This window comes from Faecalibacterium sp. AM43-5AT (genome assembly GCF_003603345.1).
GTDB lineage: Bacteria > Bacillota > Clostridia > Oscillospirales > Ruminococcaceae > Faecalibacterium > Faecalibacterium taiwanense.
In genome coordinates, this window is sequence record NZ_QVGZ01000008.1 from 33,553 (window position 1) to 47,754 (window position 14,202).

Annotated in this window: 11 protein-coding genes; 4 read left to right on the forward strand and 7 right to left on the reverse strand. The window is 59.4% G+C overall.

Translation table 11 applies throughout. From position 1 onward, the window contains the following. Positions 1–7: 7 nt before the first annotated feature. The gene (locus tag DW937_RS10205) at positions 8–430 is read right to left on the reverse strand and encodes a BlaI/MecI/CopY family transcriptional regulator (protein ID WP_118528643.1); all 423 of its coding nucleotides are present in this window, start codon (positions 428–430) and stop codon (positions 8–10) included. A 331-nt stretch (positions 431–761) separates the two neighbouring features. Between DW937_RS10205 and serC the strand changes: the two genes are divergently transcribed. The 4 genes from serC to DW937_RS10225 all read left to right on the forward strand — a co-directional run bounded on the left by serC (position 762) and on the right by DW937_RS10225 (position 5,997). Continuing rightward, the gene (gene serC / locus DW937_RS10210; protein ID WP_120120890.1) at positions 762–1,844 is read left to right on the forward strand and encodes a 3-phosphoserine/phosphohydroxythreonine transaminase; all 1,083 of its coding nucleotides are present in this window, start codon (positions 762–764) and stop codon (positions 1,842–1,844) included. A gap of 15 nt (positions 1,845–1,859) precedes the next feature. Next, positions 1,860–3,020, forward strand: coding sequence for a phosphoglycerate dehydrogenase (locus tag DW937_RS10215; protein ID WP_120120849.1), 1,161 nt, complete (start codon positions 1,860–1,862; stop codon positions 3,018–3,020). Between the two features lie 448 nt (positions 3,021–3,468). Beyond that, positions 3,469–3,750 (forward strand): DUF6110 family protein, encoded by a 282-nt coding sequence (locus DW937_RS10220; protein ID WP_005944105.1) that lies wholly within the window; start codon positions 3,469–3,471, stop codon positions 3,748–3,750. 144 nt (positions 3,751–3,894) lie between these two features. Beyond that, positions 3,895–5,997, forward strand: coding sequence for a heavy metal translocating P-type ATPase (locus tag DW937_RS10225; protein ID WP_207666647.1), 2,103 nt, complete (start codon positions 3,895–3,897; stop codon positions 5,995–5,997). Between the two features lie 59 nt (positions 5,998–6,056). On the opposite strand, the gene DW937_RS10230 is transcribed toward DW937_RS10225, so the two are convergent. The 6 genes from DW937_RS10230 to murF all read right to left on the reverse strand — a co-directional run bounded on the left by DW937_RS10230 (position 6,057) and on the right by murF (position 14,127). Continuing rightward, a complete protein-coding gene (locus DW937_RS10230) occupies positions 6,057–7,535 on the reverse strand; it encodes a UDP-N-acetylmuramoyl-L-alanyl-D-glutamate--2,6-diaminopimelate ligase (protein ID WP_120120850.1) in 1,479 nt (492 codons plus the stop codon). Between the two features lie 28 nt (positions 7,536–7,563). Then, on the reverse strand, positions 7,564–9,105 hold the full coding sequence (locus DW937_RS10235; protein WP_120120851.1) for an FtsQ-type POTRA domain-containing protein: 1,542 nt from the start codon (positions 9,103–9,105) through the stop codon (positions 7,564–7,566). A gap of 33 nt (positions 9,106–9,138) precedes the next feature. After that, the gene (gene murG, locus DW937_RS10240; protein WP_097774340.1) at positions 9,139–10,263 is read right to left on the reverse strand and encodes an undecaprenyldiphospho-muramoylpentapeptide beta-N-acetylglucosaminyltransferase; all 1,125 of its coding nucleotides are present in this window, start codon (positions 10,261–10,263) and stop codon (positions 9,139–9,141) included. 80 nt (positions 10,264–10,343) lie between these two features. Further along, positions 10,344–11,672 carry an FtsW/RodA/SpoVE family cell cycle protein gene (locus DW937_RS10245; RefSeq protein WP_120120852.1) on the reverse strand — a complete coding sequence of 443 codons (1,329 nt, stop codon included), beginning with the start codon at positions 11,670–11,672 and terminating at the stop codon, positions 10,344–10,346. 32 nt (positions 11,673–11,704) lie between these two features. Continuing rightward, positions 11,705–12,715: a glycosyl transferase family 4 gene (locus DW937_RS10250; RefSeq protein WP_120120853.1), complete on the reverse strand. Its 1,011-nt coding sequence runs from the start codon at positions 12,713–12,715 to the stop codon at positions 11,705–11,707. A gap of 29 nt (positions 12,716–12,744) precedes the next feature. After that, positions 12,745–14,127, reverse strand: coding sequence for a UDP-N-acetylmuramoyl-tripeptide--D-alanyl-D-alanine ligase (gene murF / locus DW937_RS10255; RefSeq protein WP_120120854.1), 1,383 nt, complete (start codon positions 14,125–14,127; stop codon positions 12,745–12,747). Positions 14,128–14,202 lie beyond the last annotated feature (75 nt).

The window sequence follows — 14,202 nt, forward strand, 5'->3', positions numbered from 1 at the left end:
CTCCTTTTTACCCATAAGGGTCATACAGATCATATTCTTCCGCTTCCAGATGCTTTTCCTCCAGCACCTTCATGGCCTGTTCCAGCTCGCTCTGGCCGCAGCCGCTCTCGCTGACCAGCGCGCGCACCGCCGCGGCCAGATCATTTCCAAAAAGGGTATCCAGCCGTTCCCTCATACTCCACACGTTGTAGGCGCGCTGGGTGATGACCGGAGTGTAGGTATTGCGGTTGCCATCCTTGCCGCTTTTCACCCAGCCCTTTTCTTCCAGCCGGTAGAGAAAGTTCAGCACGGTAGCCGGTGCCCAGCCCTTCGCCCGCAGTTTTGCGTCGATATCCCGCCGGGTGACGGGCGCACGGCAGGCCCACACCGCCAGCATCACCTGCTCCTCTGCCGCCGAAAGCGGCTTTACACTGTCCGGGATGCCATACATCCTGCTGTTCTCCCTCCTTTTGGCATCTTTTTTGCTTTTACGTTTGTCTTTGTTTTATGATTATACCAATTTCTGCGCCAAAGTGCAAGAGCCGGAAACGCCGATGGAATCAGGCTTTTTCAGCTCTGTTTTACATTTGTCTTTGTTTTTGTTTTTCTATCAAGGACATTTGTGTGCTTTGTGCCCGCACAGGGGCTTTTGCGCCGTATCTTTGTGCAAAGATGCTCTTGTTTTCATCCCTGCAAAACCGGTATACTACGGCTACAGCAATCAACAGAACGCACCGCAGAAAACCGCGGTGCTGTGCGATACAGGAAAGGGAGAGTTCATTATGGCACGAGTTTACAACTTCAGCGCAGGCCCCAGCATGCTGCCCGAGAAGGTGCTCAGGCAGGCACAGGCAGAGCTGCTCGAGTATGGCGACAGCGGTCAGAGCGTGATGGAGATGAGCCACCGCAGCAAGTGGTTCGATGCCATCATCAAGGACACCGAGGCCACCCTACGCCGGGTAATGAACATTCCCGACAACTACAAGGTCGGTTTCTTTCAGGGCGGTGCCACCCAGCAGTTTGCCATGGTCCCGCTGAATTTCATGACCACCGGCAAAGCAGATTACCTTGTCACCGGCAATTTCTCGAACCTTGCCGCCAAGGAAGCCGCCAAGTTCGGCGAGGTGAACATCGTTGCTTCCAGCAAGGATAAGAACTTCACCTACATCCCGGACGTGAACGCCATCAACTATGACAAGGATGCCAGCTACATCCACATCTGCCAGAACAACACCATCTTCGGCACTCAGTTTGTCGAGGTACCGCAGGTGGAGGGCGTCCCTCTGGTAGCCGACATGAGCTCCATGATCCTCTCCAAGCCGGTGGATGTGACCAAGTACGGCTGCATCTACTTCGGCGTGCAGAAGAATGTAGCTCCCGCCGGCATGGCAATTGCCATCGTCCGCGACGACCTGCTGGGCCATGCCGCCGACAATGTGCCCACCATGATGAACTACACCACCCTGCTGGGCAAGGACAGCATGTACAACACGCCCCCCTGCTGGTGCATCTATATGACCGGTCTGGTGCTCAAGTATCTGGAAAACGATATCGGCGGTCTTGCCAACATGCAGAAGATCAACGAAGCCAAGGCCAAAGTGCTGTACGACTATCTGGATGGTCAGAACTTCTTCACGAATCCTGTGGAGCACCGCTACCGCAGCACCATGAATGTCACCTTCACCAGCCCCAATGCAGATCTGGACAAGAAGTTCTGCGCCGAAGCTGCAGAAGCAGGCTTCGTGAACCTGAAGGGTCACCGTCTGGTAGGCGGCATGCGCGCTTCCATTTACAACGCAATGCCCGCCGAGGGCGTGGACAAGCTGGTGGACTTCATGGAGAAGTTCCGCAAGGCAAATGCATAAGAGGGGAATTCAGATATGTATACGATCAAAACTTTGAACGCCATCAGCCCGGTGGGTCTGGCAAAGCTGAACAACAAGCAGTTTGAGGTGGCTGTGGACACCGATGCCCCGGACGGCATCCTCGTTCGCAGCGCCGACATGCTGAATACCGCCTTCAACGACAATCTTCTGGCCATCGCCCGCGCCGGTGCCGGCGTGAACAACATCCCGCTGGACCGCTGCAGTGAGCAGGGCATCGTGGTGTTCAACACCCCCGGTGCCAACGCCAACGCTGTGGCCGAGCTGGTGATCGGCATGCTGATCGCCGGTAGCCGCAATGTGGCTGTTGCTGCCCAGTGGTGTCAGGGCCTTGCCGGTGACCCTGCCATGGCAAAGACCGTGGAAAAGGGCAAGAAGCAGTTCGTGGGCAACGAGATCAAGGGCAAGACGCTGGGTGTCATCGGTCTGGGTGCCATCGGCTCCCGCGTGGCCAACTGCGCCATTGAGCTGGGCATGGAGGTCTACGGCTACGACCCCTACATCTCCATTGATGCCGCATGGAACCTGAGCAGTCAGGTACACCACTGCGTGAACCTGAACGACATGCTGCCCCTGTGCGACTACATCACCATCCATGTGCCCTATCTGCCCACCACCAGGGACACCATCAACACCCAGACCCTTGCCCTGTGCAAGGACGGCGTGAAGATCCTGAACTACGCCCGCGGCGAACTGGTGAACACCGAAGCCCTGCTGGAAGCCATGGAGACCGGCAAGGTGTCCGGCTACATGACCGACTTCCCGTCCGAGGCCATTCTGGACAAGCCCGGCATCGTGTGCACCCCCCATCTGGGCGCTTCCACCCCGGAAGCCGAGGACAACTGCGCCGTGATGGCTGCAAAGGAGCTGAGCGACTACCTGAAGAACGGCAACATCATCCACTCGGTGAACATGCCGGAGGTCAACCAGCCCAGAGCCGGCGGCAAGCGCATCTGCATCATCCACAAAAACGAGCCGGGCATGATCAGCCAGATCACCGCCCTGACCACCGAAGCCGGCCTGAACATCGAAAACATGGTGAACAAGAGCAAGAAGAACATGGCCTACACCATGCTGGATGCCACCGGTGCTGTGGACAAGAAGCTGGCCGAAAAGCTGGCTGCCATCCCCGCCGTGGTCCGGGTGCGCATCCTGTAAAGCAAAACGGTTTAAAATGTCCGCCGCGTCGCTCTTGGCATCTTCAGCGGAAAACAATTTTTATTTTAGCAACCCGGAAAAGTCTGCGGATTTTTCCGGGTTGCTTTTTCACAGAGAAGGGCCGTAGCGGCAAACTGCATTTCCAAACCAGGATTTTTTACAAACTGGAAATTCTTTCTCGTCCCATCTGCCGGTTAGTTTCTATTTACAAACTGTAGTTTGTCTTAAAAAACGCGTTAGAGATAGCTTTTTCTAACTACACATCGTAAAAAGTTTACATGTATTAACATTCAAGAAAAAGCTTGAAAATGGTAAATTCTGTGCTACAATAGGCTCGACAGAAGGGAAATGTCCACCCTGTTCTCCGGCTTTTGGGCCGGTATATTCATCTTACAGGTCCTGCGGTGCAGGGCCTCTGACAGGAAATAGAAAAGGTAGGGAAGTTACTATGGATATCAAGAAGATCGCACTGTTCGCCGCCGGTACTCTGTTCGGCTCTGCCGGTTTCAAGCTGCTGTCCAGCAAGGATGCCAAGAAGGTCTACACCCAGACCACTGCTGCCGTGCTGCGCATGAAGGACTCCACCATGGAAACCGTCAGCAAGGTTCAGGAGCAGGCTGGTGACATTCTGGCCGATGCAAAGGCCATCAACGAGGCTCGTGCTGTTGAAGCCGAGGCTGCTGTGATCGAAGATGCCGCCGAGGAGACCACCGAAGAGACCGCTGAGTAATTTTCGGTTCGTAAAGCACTGAAAGCCCCAACGTGGCTTTCGAGCCGCCTTCGGGCGGCTCTTTTTTGTGAGAGTGGGGCCGCAGGCGTGCAGGGTATAGCAGCCTGACGCTGCGGCAAAAAGATAGAGAAGGATATTTGATATATGAAATGTACCATTCTGCATGAAGGCAAAGGCCGGATGCGTGTGCATGTGGAAAACGTCCGCATGACTTTGCACCGTGCCGATGTGCTGGAAGCATATCTGAACCACAAAGATGCCATCGTCCATGCCGCCGTTTACGAGCGCACCGGCGATGTGGTCATTACCTATACCGGCAAGCGCACCGCTGCCATTGCCATTCTGGCAGGCTATAAGTTCGATGTGGCCGAAAACGATGCCCTTGTCACCTCCGCCGACAGCCGCAGGCTGAACCGGGAATATCAGGACAAGATGTTCAACCTTGTGGCAGGCCGCGCCCTGCGCAAGCTGTTCCTGCCTGCACCCATCGATGCCGCTTACACGGTGTTCCGCTCCATCCGCTTTCTCTGGAAAGGTGTGCGCTGCGTGCTGAGCCGCAGGCTGGAAGTGGAAGTGCTGGACGCTCTTTCCATCGGCGTGTCCATCCTGCGCAGCGACTTTGCCACCGCCGGGTCGGTGATGTTCCTGCTGAACCTGGGCTCTCTGCTGGAAGAGTGGACCCGCAAGAAGAGTCTGGACGATCTGGCTCGCAGCATGGCCCTGAACGTGGACAAGGTGTGGGTGCGCAGTCAGGGCACCGAAGTGCTGGTACCGCTCACCAAGGTGCGCTCCGGCGACGAAGTGGTCGTGCGCAGCGGCAACATGATCCCGCTGGACGGCACCGTGCTGGAAGGCGAAGCCATGGTGAATCAGGCTGCTTTGACCGGCGAGTCCATGCCGGTGCGCAAGGCAGAGGGCTCCACCCTCTATGCCGGCACCGTTGTGGAGGAGGGCGAGTGTGTCTTTATCGCTAAAGCCGAGGGCGGTTCCAACCGCTACGATAAGATCGTTTCCATGATCGAGGAATCCGAAAAGCTCAAGTCCAGCACCGAGAACCGTGCGCTGGCTCTGGCCGACAAGCTGGTGCCCTGGTGTCTGGGTGCCACCGGCGTGACGTATCTGCTCACCCGCAACGTCACCCGCGCCATCTCGTGCCTGATGGTGGACTTTTCCTGTGCGCTCAAGTTGTCCATGCCGCTGGCCGTCCTCTCCGCCATGCGCGAGTGCGGCAGCTATCACATCACCGTCAAGGGCGGCAAATATCTGGAAGCGCTGTCTCAGGCCGACACTATCGTGTTTGATAAGACCGGCACACTCACCCGCGCTACCCCGCAGGTGGTGGATGTGGTTCCCTTCTCCGGCTGCAACGAGCGCGAAGTTCTGCAGCTGGCCGCATGTCTGGAGGAGCATTTTCCCCACTCCATGGCCAACGCCGTGGTGCGTGCCGCCAAGGAGCGCGGCATTTCCCATGAGGAGATGCACTCCGAGGTGGAATACATCGTGGCCCACGGCATTGCAAGCCGCGTGGGCGGCGAGCGCGTGGTCATTGGCAGCCACCACTTCGTCTTTGAGGACGAAAAGTGCATCGTGCCCGCCGACGAGCAGGCAAAGTTTGATGCTCTCAAACCGGAGCATTCGCACCTGTACATGGCTGCCAGCGGGCAGCTGGTGGGCGTGATCTGCATTTCCGACCCGCTGCGCCCGGAAGCCGCCGCTGTGCTGAACGGACTGCGTGCGCTGGGCATCCAGAACACCGTCATGATGACCGGCGACAGCGAGCGCACCGCTGCCGCCATTGCAAAGCAGGTGGGCGTGGACCGCTTCTTTGCCGAGGTGTTGCCCGAGGACAAGGCAAACTTCGTCCAGCAGGCCAAGGCCGAGGGCCACACCGTTGTGATGATCGGCGACGGCATCAACGACTCCCCCGCCCTGTCCGCTGCCGACATTGGCATTGCCATCAACTCCGGCGCTGCCATCGCCCGCGAGATCGCAGACGTGACCATCAAAGCCGACAGTCTGGAGGAGCTGGTGGCCCTCAAGGCCATCGCCAACTCTCTGCAAAAGCGCGTGCATGCAAACTACCGTTTCGTGCTCACCTTCAACTCGGCCCTCATCGCGCTGGGTGCTCTGGGCATCCTGCAGCCGGCCTCCTCTGCCATGCTGCATAATCTCTCCACCATCGGCATCAGCCTGAAGAGCATGACCAATCTCCTGCCGGAGAACAAGGCTCCGCAGCTGAAAGCATAATTACCGCAAAAAAATAACGCCGTGTCTGAACATTCGACACGGCGTTGTTTTTTGCGTTCTTATTCCAGCCCGATCTGCTGTGCGTACTCTTCCAGCAGCTCCCGCTCCAGGAACGGAGTCTTGACACCCTCGCGGTCACGGTAGGTCTCGTGGCCCTTGCCAATGACGGCGATCAGGTCGCCCTCCTGCGCGTGATCCACTGCGTAGTGCAGTGCATCCAGACGGTCGGGGATCTCCACGAACTTTGCATCCGGGTTGCCCTTGTTCATGCCCACGCGGATATCAGCAAGGATGTCCTCCACCTTTTCAAAGCGGTTGTTGTCCTCGGTAAGGATGGAGAGATCGGCCATTTTGGCACAGATCTCGCCCATGCCGTAGCGGCGCAGCTTGGAGCGGTTGCCGCCGCAGCCGAACACCACTACCAGACGATGGGGCTTGTAGGCCCGCAGAGTGGTGAGCAGGCTTTCTGTAGACACCTCGTTGTGGGCGTAGTCCAGCAGGATGGTGAACTTCTTGCTGATGGGCACCAGCTCCACGCGGCCCTTGACCACGCACTTGCCCAGACCATCGTGGATGGCCTGATCCGGCAGCCCCAGCACCTTGCCCACGCTCAGCGCAGCCAGCGCGTTGTACACGCTGAACTCACCGGGCATGTTCACCTTCACATCCATCTCGTCCTTGCCGGTCACATGGAACTTCACGCCCAGAAAATCGTGGGTGCGCAGCAGTTCAAAGCCGGTCTCGCGGTAGTCCGCCTGCTCAGCGCGGCCATAGGTGACCAATTTGCAGGTATGGCCTTCCAGCAGGGCTTCGGTATTCTCATCGTCAATGTTCACCACGCCCACGTCGCAGCGCTTGAACAGCTGGCCCTTCCAGCTGCGGTACTCCTCAAAGGTCTTGTGCTCGCCGGGGCCGATGTGATCCGGCGAAAGGTTGGTGAACACGCCCACATTGTAGTGCACACCAGCCACGCGGTCCATCATCAGGCCTTGGCTGGAAACCTCCATCAGCGCGGTGTCGCAGCCTGCATCCAGAAATTCCCGAAAGGTCTTCTGCAGTTCGTAGCTTTCCGGAGTGGTGTTGGCAGTATCCTTGTGGCGGCCCATATAATAAATGCCGTTGGTGCCGATCATGCCCACCTTGCGGCCTGCAGCTTCCAGCACGCTCTTGATCATGTGGGTGGTAGTGGTCTTGCCCTTGGTGCCGGTCACGCCAATCATGGTCATCTGGCGGGACGGGTTGCCGAAAAGGTTCGCGCTCATCAGAGCCATGGCATAGCGGCTGCTTTCCACCTTGACCACGGTCACGCCCGGCATGGCGGAAAGGTCGATGTCGTGCTGGATGACCAGTGCGCTGACACCCTTTGCCGCACAGTCGGCGGCAAACTCATGGCTGTCACGCTGGGTGCCCACGATGCACACGAACAAAAGGCCCGGTGCCGCCTTGCGGCTGTCGTAGATGATATCCGAGATCTCGGTGTCCAGACTGCCCTGCGCAAGGGTAAAGGGCACGCCTTCCAGTAACTGTTCCAGTTTCATACTGCACACGCTCCTCAAAACATTTTTGTCACATGGGGTTTTCTTCGTTATTTGCGGTCATGCGGGCGGGGTCGGTCAGCGGTGTTTCTTCCGCAGCTGCCGCCGTATCGTCCGCAGGCTGGGCCGCAGCGGCATCCTCTGCACCGTCTGCCGCAGTATCCTCGGCAGCAGAGGTGTCAGGCTCTTCCGGCACGGTCTTTTCCGGCACAACATAACCGGAGGGCAGGGTCGGCTGGCCCTGTGCAAAGTAAATTTTACGGGTGCTGCCCGCGCTGACATGGCTGAAATCCAGTCTGCCGGTGTCGGTAGGGGCACAACCCTTGCCGTCGGCATTGGTCAGCACATAGCGTGCGCGGTCCAGCTTATAATCCAGATCGTTCCGTGTACCCAGAAGCACACTGACACGATCCTGATACAAAAATGCCATCTGGTCGGTGTCCGCAAATTCCATGCGGGTCACATCGTCCAGCATCCCATACTCTTCCAGCTTTGCCTGCAGCTCATTCAGCGCATCCAGACGGTCGTCCGTCTGCACCGCTGCCGAAGCTGCTGCCGAACCGGATGCATCCGATGCCGCCGGGTCTGCCTGCGCTGCAAAGGTCAGCTGGTCGCCGGGTGTCACCGACACCGGCTCGCCGCCGTATAGGGTCTTGAGTTCTTCCGGCTGGGCAGACTCGCAGGCCAGGATCTTGAACTGATCCGAGAGGGTCAGCCAGCCGCTCTTCGTCTGCATGGCATAGGTAGGCACCGCCTCGGTCACCTGCACCACCACCGTGTTGGGGTAATCCCGAACCACCCTGATGGATTCCAGCAGCGGGAACTGCTTTTCCAGTTCCGCTTCCTTGGCGGCAGGGTCAAAGCTGAAAATGTTCTCTTCGGTCTGCACACCCAGTGCCTGCAGGATCTGGCTGCTGGAATAGCCGCCCACCTCCTGCACCACGGTGCCGTCCGCCGTCTGCACCTGAATGGTACCGATCTTAAACAGCATGGTCATGGTCAGGTAAACACCGGCGGCGATCACGGCCAGCAGGGTCACAAAGGCCATCAGCCGCCGCAGCATCCGCCGCCGCTTCAGTGCAGCGCGGGTCAGGCGGCGCTTCTTGCGTTTTTCCCGCTGTACCGGGTCGCGTGGCTGCTGTTGTGCCGGGCGCAGGCGCTGGTTTTTGTAGTGCTGCTGCGCTGCCTGAGCCGCTGTCTTGCGCGGCTTCTGCCCCTGTGAACGGCGCTGCTGCGGCTTGCGGGCCGTGCCGGATGCACGCTGTTCCGGCTGGGCCGTGTGGCTTTGCTGCGCGGTACGGTTCCGGTTCTGGCCGCTGGTGCGCCGGGTGCCGCTCTGTTCGGTGCGGCGCGGCTGCGAAGGGAACTCGATGCTGTTATCGGTACGGGTGCGGCGCACCGTACCATTGGCGGTGCGGTCCGGCGCAAAGCTCAGCGGTTCCCCGTTGAAGCCATAGCGCCCGTCCGCACTGCCGGAAGATCTTTTTTGTTGTGAAGGCGGCGGAGTATGCTGCAGGTCTTTCCGCAGGTCGTAGATATTGCCGTTGTTTCTGTTATTGCGGTATTGCTGCATGGCGCACACCTCCTTTCCGGTTTAGGTTTTGTTTTACTTCTGCACCAGTTTCATCAGAGCGTCTGCAATACGGTCAAGGCTGTCATCCACCGACAGGCTGCGGGCATTTTTGCCCATCTCAGCCAGCTTGCCGGGCTGTGCCAGCATGTCGGACACCGTGCTCACCAGCTTTTCGCCGGTCAGATCTTTTTCCTCGATCACCACAGCAGCATCGGCCTTCTGCAGTTCCATGGCGTTGAAGTACTGGTGGTTCTCAGCCACATTGGGGCTGGGGATGAGCACGGCTGCACGGCCAACAGCTTCCAGCTCGGCCAGCGTCAGCGCACCGGCGCGGCTGATGACAAGGTCTGCCGCCGCCAGCAGTTCCGGCATATTGTTGATGTATTCCTTCACCACAAGGCCGTCGCCCTCCGCGAAGTTCTTTTCCTTTTCCAGATCCTTGAACAGCTGCACACCGTACTGGCCGGTAGCGTGGAGATGCAGCACCGGCTTCTTCTCGTGCTGTTCCCATGCACACAGGTCGGCCACCACCTCGTTGACGCGGCGTGCGCCAAGGCTGCCGCCGAAGGAAAGGATCACCGTGCGGTCGCCCGCGCCCAGCTCAGCGCGGATGGCATCGCGGTCCTTTGCCTTGGTGAACACCTCCGGGCGCACCGGATTGCCCACCACGATGGTCTTATCAGGTGCGCCCAGCTTTTCCACAGCAGCAGGCACGGCGGCAAACACGAGATCCACATCCGGTGCCAGCAGCTTGTTGGTCACGCCGGGGAAGGCGTTCTGCTCATGAATGGCGGTGTGGATGCCCATTTTGGCGGCACAGCGCACCACCGGGCCGGACACATAGCCGCCGCAGCCGATCACAAGATCGGGTTTGACCTCCTTCATAATGGCCTTTGCCTTGGGGCCAGAGAGGGCCAGATTCCACAGCGTAACGATGTTGCGCTTGATGTTGTTCAGCGACAGCCTGCGCTGGAAACCGGTGATCTCGATATGGTGGAAGGGATAGCCCGCCTGTCCTACCAGACGGTACTCCATGCCCTCCTTGCGGCCGGCAAAGTGGATCTCGGCAGAAGGGTCTGCCTTTTTGATAGCACCTGCAATGGCAAGTGCCGGGTTGATATGGCCGGCAGTGCCGCCGGCAGCGATCAGAACTCGCATGACGATTCCTCCTCTATTATTAGTGCATCTGGGCAGGTCATCGGGGAGCTTCCCACTGGCCTGCGCCCTCAAAACAGTCGTTACAGTTCATTGCGCGCACGGCGGGCATCGTCCAGATTGATGGTACGGTCCTTCAGCTCCGCATCACGCTGAGCCTTTGCAGCCTGCCGCTGTGCGTGGGCCGCTGCCCTCTGCTGCGCCGCCCGCTCTCCGTTGCGCCCAATGTTCACCATCACGCCCATTTCTGCCAGCAGCAAGATCAGACTGGTGCCGCCGGACGAGAAAAACGGCAGGCTGATGCCGGTATTCGGGATGGTGTTGGTGACCACGGCGATGTTGCAGAACACCTGCCAGGCGATCTGCGCCATAATGCCAATCCCCACCATGGTGCAGAACTGGTTCTCGGCCTTATAGGCGATCATCAGGCCCTGCGCTATGAGCAGTATGAACAGCACGATGATAAGCACCGCACCGATGAAGCCCAACTCTTCGCACACCACACTGAAGATGAAGTCGTTGGTGCTTTCCGGCAGCCAGAGCTGCTTTTCCACGCTGTTGCCAAGGCCAAGGCCCTTCAGTCCGCCGGAGCCGATGGCGTACAAGCTCTGCTTGGTCTGGTCGTTCAGCGCTTCCAGATCATCGGACCATGTGTTCAGGCGGTCCTGCAGATAGCCAATGGATTCCACCAGCGTCAGGGCCGGTTTCAGCAGCAGAGCCGCCGCTGCGGCCCCGCACCATGTCAATACACCGCCGCAGCCGGTCAGCATGAGGATGGTGCCCACGATGGCGGTGGTCAGCAGGATGCCGGACATGTGCGGCTCTAAAAACAGCAGCAACACCACCGGCACCAGTGGCAGCACCGGCACGATCAGCTGCCTTACGATGCGGATGAACAACCAATCCTTTGGCTTGATCTTTTCTCTCAGCGACGGGCTGAACCGGCCGATCTGCGGCGCACTTGCTGCCAGATGGGACGAGAGCAGGATCATTTCAAACTTTGCCACCTCAGAGGTTTGCAGAGTCAGGCCGCCCAGACGGATCCAGCGGCGGCAGCCGTTCAGCGGTGCAAAGGTCAGCGTGACGGCCAGCATGGCCAGCACCACCCAGTACAGCGGCTTGCTCGCCCAGCGCAGGAAGCGGTGATCCACATAGCTCATGACTACCATACAGCCAATGCCAATGGCCATGCAGATAGCCTGCTGCTTGATGTAGTGCAGGCTGTCGCCCATGCGCAGGTAGCCGGTGGTATAGCTTGCGCTGTACAGCATTACAAGGCCGAACACCATGATAATGGCCAGCGTTGCCAGCCAGTTGAGCAGCAGCCGGTTCCACGGTCCCGGGTCCCGCTGCAGCGGCGGCACCCATGCACTTTCTTTTTGGTTTTTATGTTGTCTGCGGGTGGCTGCCATTGCCACGCCCCCTTATTTTCAGAATCAGGCGCTCAGGCCCAGCGTGCCAGACGCACGGCCAGCGCCAGCCCGCACACGCTCAGTGCGCACAGGCTGTAAAAAATATTCACTGCACTCATGCCGCGCTTTTCCAGCCAGCGGTGCAGCGGTGCCGCCGCAAACAGCGGCCTGCCCTTCCAGCGGCAGAACAGGACCTGCAGCACCACCATGCCGCCCTCCACCCAGAAGGGCAGTGCCAGCGGGATGCTCAGCTCTGCGTAGCCAATGCACAGCGGAATGCAGCCAATGGCTCCCGCTGCATACAAGCAGCCGCACCGGCCGGGGTGCAGCTTTGCCGGTGGAAAATCCCACAGCAGAAAGGCCATCAGTGCACCGGCCAGTGCCGCCGGGAATACTGCCAGCGGGAACCAGCCCAGCTGCGTTTCCAGCATCATCAGGCCCAGCATAGCTACAAAGGCCGCGCCGCACACCGTGCCGTCGGCACCGTCGGCCACGCGGGCCGCCTCGGCCATCGCCACCAGCAGCACAGCCCACAGCAGCGGTGCCAGCGCACATTCCACATAACCTGCTCCCGGCAGGATCAGCCCTGTGGGCAGGCACCCGTTCAGCGCCAGCAGGCCCAGCACCAGCGCTGCAGCGATGCATTCCAGTGCAAGGCGCTGCGTACGACGCAGGCCAAGGCCCAAACCGTTCGGGTAGCGGCCGCGGATGCGGGCCAGATCATCGGCCAGCCCCACTGCGCCAAAGGCCAGCGACCCCAGCAGTGCAATGAGCAGGCGGGAGGTCATCTGCCGGTCGCTGCCAAGCAGGGAAGGCTGTGCAGCACATGCGGCCAGCCAGCCCACGCCCACAGCGGCAAGGGTGCCCACCATCAGGCACAGCCCGCCCATGGTAGGCACCGGGCTGTCCGGGGCATCGCTGTCCGGCTGTGTACCGCGTGCCGCACGCTGCAGCTCCCGCAGCAGCGGCACCATCATATTGCCGAGCGCCGCAGTCAGCACAAAACCCAGCACCGACGCGACGACCAAGGCGAAACGAATCATTTTTCAATCTCCAAATTCATGCCAAAGGGTTATTCTTCGGCATCTTTCTGCTCTGCGTAGAAAATTTCCAGCACTTTTTCCAGCGCCATGCCGCGGCTTGCCTTCACCAGCAGGGCATCGCCCGGCTCTATCCGGTTCAGCAGAGCATCCGCTGCCTCGCGGTAGTTGTTGGCATGGAGGGTCTTGACCCCCTTGGCCGCAGCCACCACAGCAGTGCGCTTTGCGTTTTCGCCGTAGGTCACAAGGCAGTACAGATCACTCTCCGCAGCCAGACGGCCCAGCTCCTCGTGGGCTTCGCGGGACAGCTCGCCCAGCTCCAGCATATCGCCCAGCAGGGCAAAGCGGCGCTTGCAGGGGAATTCCTTGAACATGGCAAGCGCGGCCTTCATGCTGTCGGGGTTTGCATTGTAGCAATCCTCAATGACGGTAACGCCCTTGCTGTGCACCACCTTCTGGCGGCGGCCGGTCTGCTCAAAATTGGAAAGCCCCTTGATGACACCGCGCGGGTCGCAGCCCAAGCGGGTGGCGGCGCAGTAAGCAGCCAAAGCGTTTGCCACATTGTGCTTGCCCATGGCCGGGATCTTGACCATAAAGGTGCCCTCTTCCTGATCTTCCAGCACAAAGCTCATGCCGTCCTCTTCCTGCCGGATGGACAGTGCACACACATCAGCGTTCTCATCTGCCAGACTGAACCATACCGGCTTCACGTGGGCGGGCAGCTTTGCGGCGCGCAGGAACTTATCATCATAGTTCAGCACCAGCGGTGCACCCTCCGGCAGGCCGTTGCAGATCTCCAGCTTTGCCTTGCAGATGTTCTCCTGACTCCCCAGATTGCCGATGTGGGACACACCGATGCAGGTAATGATGCCCACATCCGGGCGTGCGGCCCGGGCCAGACGGTCGATCTCGCCCGCATGGCTCATGCCCATCTCGATCACGGCATACTCCGTGCTGCTTTCCAGCCGCATCAGGGTGCGGGGCATGCCCAGTTCATTGTTCTGGTTGCCCTTGGTCTTGATGGTCTCGCCAAAGCCTGCAAGGGCGGCGTAGGTCATCTGCTTGGTGGTGGTCTTGCCCACGCTGCCGGTCACACCCACCATCTTGGGGTGATACTGGCTGCGGTAGTTCGCACCCATCACCATCATGGCGTGGTAGCTGTCCGGGCAGAGGATGGCCTTTTCCGCAGGCACGCCCTCCACCGGGTGGTTCACCACCACATAAACAGCACCGTTGTCCAGTGCTTTGGCCGCAAAATCGTGGCCGTCAAATTTTTCACCCGGGAACGCTACAAAAATGCAGCCGGACCGCACCTCGCGGCTGTCGGTGGTCACCAGTTCCACCTGCACCTCTTCCCGGATGAAGTCTGCGGGCACCAGCCCTGCCAGAAGCTTGCTTGCAGAAATTTTTTCCATTGGTTCTTTCCCCTCTCGTTTATCTTGTAAAACCCTCTCAGTCAATGCCTGCGGCATTGCCAGCTCCCCCGAAAG